This window comes from Zhouia amylolytica (assembly GCF_900116365.1).
In the GTDB taxonomy this organism is placed as follows: domain Bacteria; phylum Bacteroidota; class Bacteroidia; order Flavobacteriales; family Flavobacteriaceae; genus Zhouia; species Zhouia amylolytica.
Map to the genome: position 1 here is coordinate 123,817 of NZ_FPAG01000010.1, position 16,544 is coordinate 140,360.

Here is a 16,544-nt window from a genome sequence, read left to right on the forward strand (position 1 = left end):
AGGGAATACTTTTTTAAATTAACTTTGGTTGTTTCCATTTTTAAAAACCAGTGTTCGGTAGGGAAAAGGAATTTCTACACCTTCGGTTTCATATCTTTTTTTAGTACTTTCTAGTATATCGCATTTCATTTCGAAAGCTTTAGGGAAATTTAATGACCAAGCCCAAGCTCTAATAGTTACTGAAGAGTCATTCATTCTTACCAAAGCGGTTTTAACCTTGGGTTGTTGATCTTTTTTTTCAAGCTTCGTTCGGTTATCGTAAATAAATGGATGATTTTCGCATTCTTCCTGAAGTAATTGTTTGGCTAAAGCAACATCGCTGTCATATGAGATATCAATTTCGATATGTTCACAGACTTTAGCGTCCCCTAAATCATAATTAATTAACTTTTCCTTATTAATGATAGCGTTTGGAATCACTATCATTTTGTTTTCAAAGTTTTTTATTACGGTATGACGTAGGGTTATATCCATAACGGTACCAACCATGGTATCTGTTACCTTTATAACGTCTCCTATTTTAAACGGTTTGAAAGAAATTATAAAGACACCTCCTACCAGGTTTGAAAGTGCTTCCTGTGATGCCACACCTGCTATAAGAGCTAAAACTCCGGCTCCTCCAAGTGCAGTATGCGCAATGCTTTTCATTGAAGGGAAGGCTAATAAACCAAACAGAATACCGATGAAATAGATGCAGAAAATAACAAAGTTTTTTAAAAACTTTAAGTTGGTAGTATCTTCATGGGAGTGTTCTTTCCTTGAAATGGTTTTACGGAACCACATATTAGCAACAGCTGCGCTTATAATGGTAGCGATAGCAAGGAATCCCAAGTAGGAGAATAGTTTAAAACGAGTGATTAATAATTCGTGATCTTCCTTTTCGGTGAATATAAAGGCAATGGCGATAATTCCTAATATATACCAAAGAGCATTGAGAATTTTACCTACCAGGTTTATTGTTCTTGGTTTTTCATCAGGAAATTTTTGCTGTTCTTTTTTTATTAACCATTTTTTTAATTGAATGGTTATTAGTCTTAGAAATAAAATACAAACTATAACTACTAGTATGTATAAGAGATGCGACTTATAGTTTTCGATAAAGTTGTTTAAATCCATACAGAATCTGGTAAACAATGGGTTTTTCTAAATTGTAAATTTAATCAAAAAGCATAACTTCTACGAGTGGGATTTTTATTCTAATTAAAATATTCAGAGATATTTTAAACGGAAATGTCTTATTTGTAATTTATTACAGCCTCCATAAATGTTGAATTCTTTTATCAACTACCTCGGTAAGTCGAATACCCATATGGCGAAACCGTAATGGGAACGTGATAATGTGATTGGTCATTAATTTCAAAGGGAATTTCAATATATGGATAAAACGAATTTACTCCTTTATTCTTAAAATATGGCTTGGTATGAAAAATTAGCTTATATACTCCCTCGTTGTTCTGACTTGTTGGAAGGAAATTACTGATTCTTCCGTTCTCATCAGTTTTGGAAGTCTTTACTAGCACCCAGTTATTATGTTCTTTTTCATATCGTTCCAGGCTTATTTGAATTTTTGCACCAGGTTTACCTTCCGTAATATCTAATACATGGGTTGATAATTGGAAATTTTTGGTTTGCCCATTGGTTATTGATACGAGTAAGAATATACCTATCCATAAAAATTTTTTGATCCAGTTCATAATATTTTTTGCTTTTAAGTTCATCACAAAAATAATGTGGGTGATGGCATTAAAACATTGATATGGAGCAAGGGTTTTACAGAATCTTGTTAATGTTTTTCTAAATTTTCTTTTGTCTTGAATAGTATTGGAAGTGTAAGGTCTTTATTTGATGGTAAAAGGATTCAAACGGACCTACTATTTCAACATCTTTTATTATCTCTTGTATGGGAATAAGATTTAATGGAAGGTCATTTATCTGCAATCCTTTTAACCATATTGATAACTGTGCAGCGGAAGAGGCATAGACAATTTTTCCTATTCCAGCCCAGCCATTTGCTCCTGCACACATTGGACAATGCTCCCCTGAGGTGTATAAAATAGATTGTTTACGCTCAATAGGAGTTAAGTTTTCAAGTGCCCATTGTGCTAATTCAAATTCCGGATGTGATAAGCTATGAATTTCGTTAACTCTATTTCTAGCCTCAGCCAATATGGTTCCCTCTTTATTTACGAGTATTGATCCAAAAGGTTTATCACCAGCTTCTAAGGCTTTTTTAGCCAATTCAACACATCTCAATAAATATTTTTGGTGAAACCTATCATTATTACTGAAACTTTCTTCCATTTGAAAATTATGATCCATAATTTTTTATATTCATGGTTAATAAAAGAATCATTAAAAAAGTACCTAGTGTTGTAACGCCAGTCCAACCCCAATTTTGATAGCTGAAAGCACCCAATGTAGTACCAAGGGCACCTCCTATAAAAGAAGTGAACATGTACACCGTGTTTACACGATTTCTTGCGTCGGGGTATTTTTCAAAAATAATGTTTTGATTCGTTATGTGTAAGGCTTGTAGGCCTAAATCGATAAGTATTACTCCAATAATTAACATTATGACAGAGTGTGTAGAAAATGATAAAACGCACCATGCACTGAAAAGTGTAATACTTGCAATGAGGAGAATCGTTTTTTGATTTAGTTTATCATTCCACTTGCCAATCACAGTGGCTGAAAGGGCTCCAAAAATACCAATAACGCCAAATAATCCGGTAATTGTACTCCCATAACCAAATGAATCATTCATTAAAAAAACTAGGGTTGTCCAGAAAGCACTTAGACCAGCGAATCCCAAGGCACCGCGTAACCCAGCCATTCTGATGTTATTATCATCGACTAAATAAAACCGTAAGGAATTCATTAATTGGACATAATTTCCCTTATAATCAGGGTTGTAAGATGGTAGCCTGTATTGTAAAACGGTATATAGCAGGAGCATAGAAATGCCTGCGATTATATACAGTATCCTCCAGCCAAAATGTTCACCAATAACCCCACTAATTATGCGACTTACCAGAATACCAATGAGTAAACCACTCATGACTATTCCTATGGATTTTCCACGTTCTTCAGGGGTAGCTATGTGCGCAGCTAGAGGAATTAATAATTGTGGTACCGATGATGCTAAACCAACGACGAAGCTACTCAGTAAGAGGCAGAAAAGAGATGGGGAAAAAGCCATAGCAGTAAGGCCGGTAATCATAAACAAAAAGTTGTAGCTCAAGATTTTCTTTGTAGCAATTTTATCTCCCAATGGAATAATTAGAAGTAAACCGAAAGCATAACCTAATTGGGAACATAGAGCAACATTACTTACTTCCGATTCCGAAACATTGAAACTATTGGAAATCTCATTCAATAAGGGCTGACTATAATAGATGTTAGCAACAATTAACCCCGCTGCTAAACTCATTAAATAAAAAATAGATTTTTTGGGTTGCAAAGCCATAGCTTGTTTCAGGTTAAAATATCCATATCTTATTTAAAGTATTGCGAACTTTAAGGGGAATGATACAACAATGATCGATCCCATAGGTTCACCATTGATATGATTTACTTTGGCAGCAAAGAAAGTTATCAACTACTTAAAAAGCATTGATCTAAAGCAAGACTTTAAAGCTTAGATTTTAATCGACTTAATGTTGATGGAGAAATGCCTAAATAGGATGCAGTAAGATTGTTAGGAACTCTTATTAAAAAATCTGGATAAGTTTCTAAAAGTAGTTTTAGTTTATCTATTGCTGCGTATCCTTGAAAGCTATAAATTCTTTTTTGGTTATTTATAAAGCTACGTTCTAAAATTTCTCTGTAAATTTTATCGAAATCACTGTACTGGTCAACTAATTTATAAAAATCGTTTCTTTTTATTTCCAAAAGTTCCGAAGGTTCTATTGCCTGAAAATATTCACAAGCCGGTTTCTGATCAATGAAACTTGGAAGTGCGGTACAAAAACTATTTTCAAAAGTGAAAAACCGAGTTAATTCAACTCCTTTTTTGTTTATGGTAAATATTCTTAAGGCTCCTTTGTTAACAAAATAAAATGCATTTGAAACCTGGTTAAAGTCAATTATTATTTCCTTCTTTTTAACCTTTTTTAGTTTAAAATGATTGGTAATGTAGTTGACATCATTATTAGTAAAGTCACCTTTACTTTTAAGGTAATTTTCCAGAATCGAATAAGTCATTTTTAATGGTATAAGGAAATTTAAAGATATTAAATCTTGTGAATTTGGCACTGATGTTTTCCTGTACTGATAGGACCAAGCTTTTTAACGGATCATTATTACCTTTTAAAAAGAGCGTAAATGGAGTTCCTGTATTTAATTTAAGCGATAGCTTTAATTATATTTTTTTAAAAACGTATAAAGATCCTGATCGTTTTCCAGGTTAAGTTTTCGTCTCAGTCGATGCCGTGCTACTTTAATTGAACTTAGGGAAATTCCGAATAAATTGGCTATGTTTTGTGAGGTGAATTTCATCAGAATCAGGGCACAAAGTTTTATGTCTCGTTCACTTAAATTAGAATGTTTACTTTTTAGATTATCTAAAAAGAAGGGGTGAACTTCCTTAAATAAGGCATAAAATTGTTCCCACTCTTTATCTAACATGAAGCTATCATTAATATGATCAATAAGTAAGAGAATGTTCTTTTTGTCTATTTGTTTTTGCTTTACCTCAAATTGAAGTTTGTCTTTTATATTATTCAACAGGTCATTTTTATGAACTGTGAGCAAAGTGTTATTAGTAAGTTCCTGATTTTTGAATTTTAATTCAGCTATTAACTGTTTTTGAGATAATTCTTGATGATCTTTTTCTATTTGTAGCATTCGAATTTTATCCTGAGCAATCCTTTGTTCCTGTCTTTTAGCCTCATTGGTTTTTTGATCCAGAAGATTTTTTAAATGAATCTCTTTTTTTCTTAAAAAAGAGATTCTCCAAAAGTAAATAATTAGTAATAATACAATGGCTAACAAAATCATTAAAACTTTGAACCAGATGGTTTGGTGAATGGCCGGAAGGACGGTGATTTTTAAACTGGCATGGGCTTTTACCGGGGTTCCATTTTTATCAATTGCTTTCACCCATAATGAATAGGTGCCAGGATTCATATTTGAAAAGGTTATGGTCTGTTGAGATCCGACATTATTCCAGGTATTATTAAGTTCAGCTATTTTGTATTCGTATTTTAAATCATTCGAAATAATAGGATCGGAGCAGCTGTAGGTTATTGTAAATAAATTATTGTTGGGAGGGATTGTTATATTACTATCGAAATTGTTGTTACATTGGGTAAGTTCATTAAACGAGTAACTTGTTTCAGTGTTTTGGCTAATTGCTTTTGCTGCTATAAAATTGATTTTGAATTCTGATTCACTGTTATCGATAAGGACTGGATTAAAGTATGACAAACCGAAAGAACCCGCCATATAAATCAGTCCATTAGTACCTATATAAGCACCACCTCCATTAAAGGGATACACAGCATCATTATGGTTGAAGTTGAATACATTTTGTAACGAATCAACTTTAGTAAGTCCTAAATTGGTACTAAACCATGTGTTTTTATTTTTATCACAAATAATTCCTTCGATGGTTTTTCCTGCCATCTGATCTGATAATTTATAGGGACTAAAGTTATTTTGTTTGCGATTAAATTGATTTACACCATAACCATAGGTGCCAATAAATATATTAAGGTTACTATTTTGACCAACAGATAAAATGTGATTACCGTTAATGGTAGTAGAATCGGTATTGTCGTGATAATAAGAGTGTTTTTTATATTGGCCTTTATTTATGAGTTCATAGCGGAAGAGACCATTCGCAGTACCTACCCACATATCATTCTTAATATCCTTAAATATCACATTTACAAGATTTGATGAGTTGTATAAAGGTTCAGTTGGAGTAAACTTTTCTTTTATATCTAAATTTTCATTATAAATGGTAATCCCTGTTCTGTTACCTACCCAAATGTTCCCTGAATGATCTAAAGCCAGTGCGTATGCCTGGTGAACCTGGTTTTCGGGCTTTAGATTTAAGAACTCATCGGAATTTAAGTCAATAATACTGATACCACCTCTTAAGGTGCCTACCCACAAACGTTTATTATGGTCTTCAACCATTGACATTACGATGCTTCCATTGAGATCTGATACTAAAGAAGGATTATCGGTGAATAGAGTTGAGCTACCAGAATCAGGATCGTATTTAACTAAGCCTTCCCTTCCAGCAGAAATCCAAATTTTTTTGTTACTGTCTTCGAGAATGTTAGAACCTTGTTGATCTTTAGTAGAAAAACCCAGTTTAAGGGCTGGGATGTTTTTAATATCAAAATTATTTTTAACAATTGACAAGCCCCCATGAACTGTGCTTAATAGAATAGTATTATTATGTCCTTTCTTAATATCTAAAATTGAATTATCAGCTATATTAGTTGTACTGTAAAAGTCCTGGGTATAATATTCAAATGTCTCTGAGTCGTGGTAATAAAGGTTTAAACCACCTCCGTCTGTACCCATCCAAACCCTATTGTTATCACTCAATAGGCATAGTACTACATTATTATTAATGGAAAGATTAGAGCTTTTATTTTTAATAAAATGTTTGGTCTTGTTTTTTATAAGATCGATCTTGAATAATCCATTGCCATCGGTTGCTACCCATAGATTATTATGTTCATCCATTGACAGATCATTAATTCGGTATATGTTTTCGGAGTTTTTCAAAAAATAATGTGAAATGGTCCCATCTTTCATTTTGAAGACTTCACCGTAACTTGTTCCAAGAATTAAGGATTCTTCTGGTCCGTCTATTATTTTTGTTATGTGGAATTTCAAAGGAGCTGGGCGGTTTAGAATTCCTTTAAACGAATCTTCAATCGGATTTAAGGAATCGTCGTATTTGTACTGAAAAAAATTACCACTATCCGTAGATATATATATAATATTGTCCGTCATAAACTTCAAGGCAACAATATTCTGATCTAAGAATTGTTTATGTTGGAAATTTGAACTGGTAATTTTTTTAAAACCACCTTCTTTTTTATTAAAGCAGTATAAGCCTTTGGTGGTCGTGGCCCATATATTTTTATCCTTATCCTCAACAATTTTATTAATGTTATTATTTCTACCCAGCGTATAAGAGTGTGTTCTATAGCCGTCATAACGGTCGATAGCAATTTTGTTTCCAGTCCAAATCATTCCTTCAGAATCTTGAAGTACTGCGGTAATTTTGTTGGAGGAAAGACCATTTTTATGATTGATACTTGTAAACCTCAAAATGGGCTTTTGGCCAAACGAAATACTGGCGTAAAGCACCAAGATGACAGTAGAACTATATTTTTTAATTTTTTTTAATGTGTATCCTTTCATTATTTAAAAATGTAAAGAAGCTCAATTTACTTTTTTTTCACAATTCCTTTTATACTGTGCTGGTTAGATATTTTCAAATACTTTGATGTAACCTAAAAGTAAGAATGATGTAACCTGATTGTAACCATTATTATTAACAATTATTTAACCCGTTTGATAATTTGGCGTTCGAAAAATTTTCAATATGGATCTATTTGGGTGACAATTAAAATGGTCCTTATTGAATAGCTAATCAATTAACTATTAATCAAAACCTATGTTTAAAAAATTATGAGAAACTTAATTTTTTTATGTTGCATGCTGTTTGCCACAATGAACACCTTTGGTCAGCAGGATGTAATTACTCTAAATGGTCGGGTACTAGATGCGGAATCAGGATCACCAATTCCTGGGGTTAACGTACTCGAGAAAAACACGTCAAATGGGAACGCTACTAACTTTGATGGAGAATTTACCATTAAGGTCAAGAGAGGTGCTATTTTAACCTTTAGCTATATTGGATATGAGCGTAAGGAGGTTAAGGTTACTTCTTCAGAACTTTTGACTGTAAATTTAAAGCTCCAAATGGAGGATTTAGATGAGGTGGTATTAGTCGGATACGGAGTTCAGAAAAAGGAAAATTTAACCGGAGCCGTTAGTACTATTTCATCTGATAAAATTGAGAACCGACCCGTAACTGATGTTATGCAGGCGATTCAGGGAACTGCGCCAGGATTGCAACTTAGTGTAGGGAATCAAGGTGGTGAGCCAGGAGCCAGCATGAATATTAGTATTCGTGGAGCCGGAAACCTTCAGGGAACAGGCGCACCTTTGGTAATCGTTGACGATATCCCCTTGAATAACCCGAGTGATATGAATGATATTAATCCGGAGGATATCGAAAGTATTTCTGTTTTAAAGGATGCTGCTTCTTCGGCTATTTATGGTTCTCGAGCTGCTTTTGGAGTTATTTTAATTAAGACCAAAAGTGGTGAAGCTATGGATGGACATAAATTTAGTTACACGAACAATTTTGCCTATTCGTCGCCTTTAAATTTACCTGAAATGATGAATTCTTTGGAGTTTGCCAATTATTTTAATCTGGCAGCTACTAATGGAGGTAGAGGAGCTGTTTTCTCTGATGAGGCTATAGAGCGTATTAAAGCTTACTTAGCTGATCCGGAAAATACACCGGTAACTATTGCAAATCCCGATGGTACCAGATGGCAGCAATACTCAGGATCTAATGCAAATACGGATTGGTTTGACGTCATGTACAAGGATATGGTTTTACGTCAGCAACATAATCTAAGTTTTTCCGGTCGTCAAAAGGATGTAAATTATCACGTGTCTGCTGCTGTGTTGGATGCACCTGGGGTTATGAGCTTTGGTGATGATTCATACAATCGTTATAACTTGAATGCCAAACTGGCTTCCAAAATGACGAATTGGTTCAGATTTGATGTTAATATGCGTTTGGCTAAAATAGATCAGGAGCGGCCTAGTTATGATCCTGGACTTTATTTACATAATATAGCCAGAAGATGGCCAACCAACGGTGTAATTATGCCAAATGGAAGTTATAGTGATGGTTCTGAAATTCCTTATATAATGGATGGAGGAAGAAGGTTGAGTGAATCTTTTAATTCGAATGTTGGTTTAAATTTGATTTTTGAACCAATCAAAGATTTGAAGTTTACTACTAGTTTACTTTATCGAAATTATCATACTGAAATACAAAGTCATAATGCTATAGTTTCGGTTACCGAACCTAACGGTTCAGAGCGTAAATTGAGACAGAACAGCAGTATCTGGAATTATGCATCAAACAATACATACTTGTCTCCTAACTTTGTATTATCTTATAAAAAGACCTTTAGTCAGGATCATAATTTTAATGGGCTTCTCGGATATCAGCAAGAAGAAAACACCTATAGATCTTTAAGTGGAAGCAAAGATAATTTAATCACTGACAACGTACCTGCCATAAGAACAGCTGTTGGCGAAGATTATATTGACGCTACTCAAGGAACGTATGTTACTCGAGGATATTTTGGTCGATTGGCTTATAACTACAAGGAAAAATATTTACTAGAGGTTAATGGGCGTTACGATGCATCTTCTCGATTTGCAGAAGATATGAGGTGGGATTTTTTCCCTTCCGTATCCGTTGGATATAATATTGCGAAAGAAGGGTTTTGGAATGTTAAACCCATTAGCACTTTTAAATTAAGATATTCTGTTGGAAGTATCGGTAACCAAAATGTTGCTAATTACCTCTATATCGGTCGCATGCCTATACGCACTAATCTATGGTGGTTAACGGATGAAGGTAGACCTAACTATACTCTAACACCTGGATTAATTAGTCCGGATATCACCTGGGAAACTGTTACAACAGACAACTATGGTTTAGACATTTCTGCATTTAGTCAACGTCTTGATGTAACTTTTGAAATATTCAAGAGAACTACTGAGGATATGTTTGGTCCGGCTGAACGATTACCTGCCTTATTGGGAACAAGTGCACCACAATCTAATAATGCATCTTTGGAGACCAAAGGATTTGATTTGAGTGTGAATTGGAAGGATAATATTGGAGATTTAGGATATAACTTAGGATTCATTCTTTCGGATGCACGAACTACAGTAACCGAATACTCCAACCCTAATAATTTGTTGAATACTTATAGAGTAGGTCAGGAATTAGGAGAAATTTGGGGATTTGAAACGGTTGGTTTGTATCAATCTCAGGATGAAATCGATAACGGACCAGACCAGTCACCTGTTTGGGGTGGCGACTGGAAACCCGGTGATGTTCAATATCAGGATTTAAACGGTGATAATATCATAGATTATGGTGATAGTACTACTGATAGTCCAGGTGATCGAAAGATAATCGGTAATTCAACTCCGAGATATACTTATTCTATTACTGGGGGATTGAATTTTAAAGGGATTGACTTTTCTATGTTTTGGCAAGGTGTAGGTAAAAGAGATGTTTGGACAGGTGGTCCATATACTTTTGGCGCCGTAGGGAATTTATGGCAATCGGCTGGTTTGAAAGAACATTTAAATTATTGGTCGGAAGATAATCCAAATGGATTTTATCCCAGACCAACCTTTAATAATACATGGAGAAATCAGCAAGTTCAAACCAGATACCTTCAAAACGCTTCTTACTTACGTTTAAAGAATGTTACTGTTGGATATAGTTTCTCAGATTCGATCCTGGATCGTTTTCATATGGATAAACTACGACTGTATGTGACTGCAGAAAATGTTGTAACGATCACTAAAATAGCTGACATTTTTGATCCTGAGGCGACTGGAGGACGATGGGGGAATGGTAAGATTTATCCTTTACAGAAATCAATTGCCATTGGGTTAAATGTTCAATTTTAATTTATTACACTAATGAAAAAATATAAAATACTTTCATATCTCATAGTTTGCTTCCTTTTAACAGGATGTAGTGAAGATTTTTTAAACAGACTGCCGGAGGATGAAATTTCACCTGAACAGTATTGGAAAACGGATAATGATCTCAAGTTATTTTTAAATCAGTTTTATACCACTTTTCCGGTTCACAATGGATGGAATGGGGGCGTATTTGAATTCGACAACAATAGCGACAATCTTGTTCCGGTAAATGTTAATAACAGATTGGTTGGAAATAATAATGTTGCTCCATCTTCAGATGGATCCTGGAATTTTGGTAATATCAGGAGTGTCAATTATTATTTAGAGAATAGCCATACAGCAGAGGGACCTGAAGATATTATCAATCATTATAATGGAGAAGCTTATTTTTTTAGAGCCTATTTCTACTTTAGACTTCTTAAAAGGTATGGAGGAGTTCCTTATATTGATAAAACCTTAAATACAGATTCTCCAGAATTGTTAACGCCCAGAATGCCTCGTAATGAGTTGGCTACCAAGATTGTAGAGGATTTAGATCGCGCTTTAAATTTATTAATGCCAAGGAGTTCTGCTGAAAACTTCAGGGTTCATCGTGGAGTGGCTCTGGCGTTTAAATCGGAGGTTTGTCTTTATGAAGGGACTTGGGAAAAGTACCATGAAGGGTCGCCTTTTGGAGCGGAAACTAATGAGAGTACCAAGTTTTTAACACTTGCTGCAGATGCCGCAGAGACTATGATCAATGAGGGGAACTATCAGCTCTACAACGATGGGTCTGCCGATACTTATAGATTGTTGTTTAATAAATATGATTATAACGATGTTAGTGAGGTAATATTCTGGAAGAAATATACTATTGAAGATGGAGTCATTCATCGGGTAAGCCATTATTTACCTCATACCGGGGCTGGTACGGGTTTAAGTAAATCATTAGTTGAATCGTATTTGAGTTCTGATGGATTACCTATTTCTGTTAGTCCGTTATACAGTGAAGCGAATGAAAATAGTTTGGAAACTGTTGTATCTAATAGAGATCCAAGACTTCAACAAACTATTTGTACCCCAGGCGATTTAATTACGGAACGTGCAGCATTGGATAATATATATTTTGATTTTCCTGCATTTCGAGAAAATGGAGAAACTGTATCTACTACAGGATATCAGATATACAAAGGAGGAGCCACAGATGAAGATGAGCGTGTAGAGAGTACTACTGGATCAATTATTTATCGTTATGCAGAAGTGTTGTTAAATTTTGCAGAGGCTAAAGCAGAACTTGGAACTATAACGCAGGCAGATCTTGATAAATCTGTTAATGTTCTGAGAGACAGAGTGGGTATGCCAGCTTTGACCACACTTCCCGTTTCGGACCCTAATAAACTATTCCCTGGGGTAAGCGATATCATTAATGAGATTCGCAGGGAACGAAGAGTTGAACTTGCACTCGAAGGAAAAAGATTTGATGATTTAATGCGTTGGAGAGCTCATGACCTAATCATAGGAAAGAGGTTAGTAGGGTTTAAAATTCAGGGTAGTGATCTTGAGGAAGAATTCGCTGATCTTATTGGGAACTCTATTTTGGTAAATGATCAAGGATATATAGACCCATATATGAATGTAATTCCTTCGGGATATGGATTCAACAAAGACAGGGATTATTTATCTCCGATTCCAACTGAACAAATCGTATTAAGCGAGGGGACTTTAGAGCAAAATCCGGGCTGGTAAGTCTATAAAATAAATGATTAAGTTGGTTAGACCCCACCTCTTATGGTTAATCCTTTTTAGTAAGGTGGGGTTTAAATTGTATTAGTTCAAAAAGATTATGTTGTGATACATAAAGTTTGAGGATTAGTTAGTTTTTCCCGTTTGAAGTCTCTGGCTTCAGACGGGATATTTTTATTAAATTTTAATGTTATGAAATATTTAGTTGTTGTTTTAGGATTTTTAATGTTGGCATGCAAAACTCATGAAGAAAAAGATGAAAGGCCAAACATTGTTTTCATTATGTCGGATGATCATGCCTATCAAGCCATAAGTGCTTATAGTGATAAACTGATCAAGACCCCAAATATTGATCGTATTGCGTCAGAAGGAATGTTATTTACCAATGCCAGCGTAACTAATTCTATATGCGCTCCTTCCAGAGCAGTTATTTTAACGGGCAAACATAGTCACCTTAATGGTAAGATTGATAATATTAGCAAGTTTGACACCACCAATGTTACCTTTCCGCAATTGTTGAAAAAGGCTGGTTATCAAACTGCCATGTTTGGTAAACTTCATTTTGGAAATAACCCTAAAGGTTTTGATGAGTTTAAAATTTTACCCGGACAAGGAAGTTATTACAATCCAGACTTTATAACCAACAAAGGAGATACCACCATAACAGGATACGTGACGGATATTATTACTGACCTAACTATCGACTGGTTAGAAAATCGTAGAAAAAAAGAACAACCTTTTCTTTTAATGTACCTACATAAGGCACCTCATAGATCTTGGATGCCTGCCGAAAGACATTTAAAAGAATTTACGCAAAAATCATTTCCGTTGCCACAAACACTGTATGATGATTATAAAAGAAACCCTACAGGAGCTGATTTTAATACTATCGATGCGACCCCAGAAATAAATCTCAACCCTTATAGTACGGCTGCTAAACAAGCCGAAATGAACATCAGGGAGCATATGACCCTGGCATATGATAATAAAATAGATAAAGAAACCTTATTGGAGCTTGGGATTTCAGAGCCTTATATGAATTATTCACCTCATGCCAGAATGAATGAACAACAGCGAAGAAACTGGAATGAGGCTTATGAACCAATAATAGAAGCATTTAAGGAGGCCTATCCCAAGATGAATGACTCCAGTTTAATGGCATGGAAATACCAGCGGTATATGCAAGATTATTTAGGAACCATTAAGGCAGTGGATGAAAATGTAGGCGAATTACTTGATTATTTGGAGGCTCATGAACTCGATAAAAACACCCTTGTGGTTTACACCTCGGATCAGGGGTTTTATTTAGGAGAGCATGGTTGGTTTGATAAACGTTTAATGTATAATGAATCGTTTAAAACACCGCTGTTGATTAAATGGCCGAACAAGATTAAACCTGGAATTACGGAGGATGAAATGGTACAGAATCTCGATTTTGCTCAAACATTTTTAGAGGCAGCCGGAGTAGTTGCACCTAAAGATATGCAGGGAAAAAGTTTAATGCCATTGTTAACAGGTGCTAAAAAGGAGTGGGATAGAGATGCTGTTTATTATCATTATTATGAATATCCCGGAGAACATAATGTCAAAAGACATTATGGTATAGCTACGAAGAATTATAAACTGATTCATTTTTACTATGATATAGATGAATGGGAGCTCTACGATTTAAAAAAAGATCCTCAGGAAATGAATAACGTGTATTATGACAAGGCCTACCAGGATGTTGTGAGTGAAATGAAATTAAAGCTTGAGGAAACCAGAATAAAATATAAGGATTCTAAAAAACTGGATGATTTTTATATAGAGTCTTATAAAAAGTAGCGTTATGGAGAATTGTTTATATAGTCTATCTGGATTTAATTTTTATTTCAAAGGAAACATATTGTTGCTTTTTCTATTGTTATGTGGTATAAGTCTTCAAAGTCAAATCATACCAAATCCCGAGGTTATGAATATGAATTCAGAAAGCTTCATGTTTGATTCCAAGGTTGGACTGGTCTACAAAAATTTATCTAAAGCAGATCGGGGTTTCTTGATTCCATACCTTAAAAAATCAATTGAAAAGGAATCGGGGATTATAGTGGATACCGGGAAAAAGCAGCCAAAGAATATCATTTTAGAAATTAATACAAAAAGTGCTCGGGAACAAAATGATGAATCGTATCAGCTTTATATCGATAGAACCAAAATTCATTTAAGGGCCAATTCCTATGAGGGGCTTTTTTATGCAACACAAAGTTTACTGCAATATTTTACTTTTTATAATACCAGCATACCTGTAAAGCTTCCGGGCTTAACGGTATATGATAAGCCTGCCGTTAACTGGAGGGGTATGATGTTGGATGTTAGCAGGCATTTTTATTCAGTGGAAGCTATTAAAAGGGTTTTGGATCTGATAGCATATTATAAGCTCAACGTTTTTCATTGGCATCTTACTGATAACGAAGGTTGGCGAATTCAAATTAAAAAGTATCCAAAATTAACTACTATAGGAGCCTGGAGAAATGAAATACCGGGAAGCATTTTTTATAAAAAGGATAGTTCATATACCAAGCCATTAGCGATAGAGCCTTATCCTTATGGAGGGTTTTATACCCAACAGCAAATAAAAGAGGTGGTTAAATACGCAAGGGAAAGGGGGGTTATGGTTATTCCGGAAATAGATCTCCCGGGTCATTCGGCAGCGGCCCTTACAGCTTATCCTGAATATTCATGCGAAGGATATAGGCATCCTGCTCCAAATTCAACATTATGGAACGGTAAAGTAGATACGGATAAAGTTAACTTTAATTACTGTCCGGGTAAGGAGTCATCTTTTATTTTTATAGAGGATATATTAACGGAAGTAATGGAACTTTTTCCATCAAGATATATTCATATTGGTGGGGATGAAGTGGATAAACAATATTGGCAACGTTGCGATGAATGCCAACAACGGATGCATTCGGAAAGATTAAAAGATGAAAATGAACTACAAAGTTATTTTTTGAAGCGGGTTACTTCATTCCTTGAAAAAAATAATAGAACTGTTATCGGCTGGGATGATATTTTAGAAGGAGGTGCCCCTGAAAGTGCCATAATTATGAGTTGGAGAGGGGAAAAGAGAGCTATAAATGGGGCAAAACAAAATCACCACGTTATAATGTCTCCTTCTAATCCTTTTTATTTTAATCGCTATCAGGATGATTCTGCGAAAGAACCATTGGCGGCTTCTTATTCGATTAATACACTTCAGCGAGTTTATGAATATAATATATGGCCTGAGCAATTGGATGAAAATGGTAAGGGACTAATTAAAGGGGGTCAATTCGCCGTATGGACAGAGTTTATATCTTCTCTAGAACATCTGGAATATATGCTTTTACCAAGATTACCAGCATTTTCAGAAAATTTATGGTCACTAGATCAGCGCAAAAATTATAATGATTTTATTAAGAGATTAAATCAGGGGCATTATGATGTTTGGAAAAGATCCGGAATTAGATTTCATCCTAAATATTATAACAAATCGGTTTATTAGCATGTAGTATTTATAAAATGAGTTGATAATGGTTAAAATTTGGGTGTAACTATTAAAAACCAATATATTTGCATTATGTTATACATATATAGTATTGAAACCATCAAATGTATTTAATTATTAAATAATCATGATTGCTGAAGAACAGTTAAGGAACCTAAAAGATATAAGTTACCAGGAGGCAGGTATCTATGAGAACACGCGTTTTGAAAAGATTCACAACGTTGTTTTTGACGATTCAAATATAGCCTCCACAATAGTAGCTGCAGAGATCGCAGCACTTATCAGAAAGAAGCAGGAAGAAAACACACCATGTGTATTAGGTTTAGCAACGGGTTCATCACCAATTAAAGTGTATGAAGAGTTAGTGAGACTTCACAAAGAGGAAGGTTTGAGTTTTGAAAATGTGGTGACCTTTAATTTGGATGAATATTATCCGATGACCAAGCAGAATGTACAGAGTTATCATTACTTCATGCATGAATATTTATTCAATCACGTCGAT

The 16,544-nt window shown here is 34.7% G+C and carries 10 protein-coding genes and 1 pseudogene; 5 read left to right on the plus strand and 6 right to left on the minus strand.

Annotated elements, in window-relative coordinates; all coding sequences use genetic code 11:
* Positions 1-18: 18 nt before the first annotated feature.
* The 6 genes from BM361_RS16085 to BM361_RS16110 form a co-directional block, all read right to left on the minus strand.
* Positions 19-1,116, minus strand: a complete 1,098-nt coding sequence (locus BM361_RS16085; protein ID WP_038263272.1) for a mechanosensitive ion channel family protein — start codon at positions 1,114-1,116, stop codon at positions 19-21.
* A gap of 164 nt (positions 1,117-1,280) precedes the next feature.
* Positions 1,281-1,685, minus strand: coding sequence for a hydroxyisourate hydrolase (gene uraH, locus BM361_RS16090; RefSeq protein ID WP_394364649.1), 405 nt, complete (start codon positions 1,683-1,685; stop codon positions 1,281-1,283).
* Positions 1,686-1,794: 109 nt separating this feature from the next.
* Positions 1,795-2,319 (minus strand): nucleoside deaminase, encoded by a 525-nt coding sequence (locus BM361_RS16095; protein ID WP_200909603.1) that lies wholly within the window; start codon positions 2,317-2,319, stop codon positions 1,795-1,797.
* Complete coding sequence (locus BM361_RS16100; RefSeq protein WP_254785857.1) at positions 2,309-3,430, minus strand: MFS transporter; 1,122 nt, start codon at positions 3,428-3,430, stop codon at positions 2,309-2,311. The genes BM361_RS16095 and BM361_RS16100 overlap by 11 nt, the downstream gene beginning before the upstream one ends.
* Positions 3,431-3,630: 200 nt before the next feature.
* On the minus strand, positions 3,631-4,203 hold the full coding sequence (locus tag BM361_RS16105; protein WP_074980132.1) for a Crp/Fnr family transcriptional regulator: 573 nt from the start codon (positions 4,201-4,203) through the stop codon (positions 3,631-3,633).
* Between the two features lie 153 nt (positions 4,204-4,356).
* Entirely contained in the window at positions 4,357-7,299 is a 2,943-nt protein-coding gene (locus BM361_RS16110; protein ID WP_217643786.1) for a ligand-binding sensor domain-containing protein, read from the minus strand.
* A gap of 363 nt (positions 7,300-7,662) precedes the next feature.
* On the opposite strand from BM361_RS16110, the gene BM361_RS16115 reads away from it, so the two are divergent.
* From BM361_RS16115 to BM361_RS16135, 5 genes and pseudogenes are all read left to right on the plus strand, one after another.
* The gene (locus BM361_RS16115) at positions 7,663-10,776 is read left to right on the plus strand and encodes a SusC/RagA family TonB-linked outer membrane protein (protein ID WP_074980135.1); all 3,114 of its coding nucleotides are present in this window, start codon (positions 7,663-7,665) and stop codon (positions 10,774-10,776) included.
* Positions 10,777-10,788: 12 nt separating this feature from the next.
* Positions 10,789-12,519 carry a RagB/SusD family nutrient uptake outer membrane protein gene (locus tag BM361_RS16120; RefSeq protein ID WP_074980137.1) on the plus strand — a complete coding sequence of 577 codons (1,731 nt, stop codon included), beginning with the start codon at positions 10,789-10,791 and terminating at the stop codon, positions 12,517-12,519.
* Between the two features lie 189 nt (positions 12,520-12,708).
* The gene (locus BM361_RS16125; RefSeq protein ID WP_074980138.1) at positions 12,709-14,340 is read left to right on the plus strand and encodes a sulfatase family protein; all 1,632 of its coding nucleotides are present in this window, start codon (positions 12,709-12,711) and stop codon (positions 14,338-14,340) included.
* A 4-nt stretch (positions 14,341-14,344) separates the two neighbouring features.
* On the plus strand, positions 14,345-16,039 hold the full coding sequence (locus BM361_RS16130) for a beta-N-acetylhexosaminidase (RefSeq protein WP_262508059.1): 1,695 nt from the start codon (positions 14,345-14,347) through the stop codon (positions 16,037-16,039).
* Between the two features lie 130 nt (positions 16,040-16,169).
* Positions 16,170-16,544 (plus strand): annotated as a pseudogene (locus BM361_RS16135) (glucosamine-6-phosphate deaminase); the annotation flags it as partial.

Bases quoted from the DNA above. Each gene is read 5' to 3' on its own strand.
- BM361_RS16105 (WP_074980132.1), bottom strand. From the start codon at position 4,203: ATGACTTATTCGATTCTGGAAAATTACCTTAAAAGTAAAGGTGACTTT.
- BM361_RS16100 (WP_254785857.1), bottom strand. From the start codon at position 3,430: ATGAGTTTAGCAGCGGGGTTAATTGTTGCTAACATCTATTATAGTCAG.
- BM361_RS16085 (WP_038263272.1), bottom strand. From the start codon at position 1,116: ATGGATTTAAACAACTTTATCGAAAACTATAAGTCGCATCTCTTATAC.
- BM361_RS16115 (WP_074980135.1), top strand. From the start codon at position 7,663: ATGAGAAACTTAATTTTTTTATGTTGCATGCTGTTTGCCACAATGAAC.
- BM361_RS16120 (WP_074980137.1), top strand. From the start codon at position 10,789: ATGAAAAAATATAAAATACTTTCATATCTCATAGTTTGCTTCCTTTTA.
- BM361_RS16130 (WP_262508059.1), top strand. From the start codon at position 14,345: ATGGAGAATTGTTTATATAGTCTATCTGGATTTAATTTTTATTTCAAA.
- BM361_RS16125 (WP_074980138.1), top strand. From the start codon at position 12,709: ATGAAATATTTAGTTGTTGTTTTAGGATTTTTAATGTTGGCATGCAAA.
- BM361_RS16095 (WP_200909603.1), bottom strand. From the start codon at position 2,319: ATGGATCATAATTTTCAAATGGAAGAAAGTTTCAGTAATAATGATAGG.